The following is a 229-nucleotide window of genomic DNA, read 5'->3' as shown; positions in this document are numbered from 1 at the left end:
CACAGACTGAACAAGCTATCAGATTGAGTGAGGTATTGGTAAATTTATCGAAAGAGTTGGGGGCGGATAATATTGATAAAGTTATATATGCTTGGATGTTAGCATTACCGGTTCCCGTTTTACAGATCATTGGCTCGGGACGTATTGAACGTTCCAGAACTACAGTGTTGTCAGAACATCTTCAGTTAGACCGTCAGCAAGGGTTTTGTATTTGGCATGCTTCGATGTG

The 229-nt window shown here is 41.5% G+C and carries 1 pseudogene; it reads left to right on the top strand.

From position 1 onward, the window contains the following. Positions 1 to 23: 23 nt before the first annotated feature. Positions 24 to 229 (top strand): annotated as a pseudogene (locus Q4519_RS22295) (oxidoreductase); the annotation flags it as partial.

Origin of the sequence: Motilimonas sp. 1_MG-2023 (assembly GCF_030547455.1) — a bacterium.
GTDB lineage: Bacteria > Pseudomonadota > Gammaproteobacteria > Enterobacterales > CBDFNC01 > Motilimonas.
The sequence above is the reverse complement of the archived record's forward strand: the minus strand, read 5'-3'. Positions and strand labels throughout refer to the sequence as shown.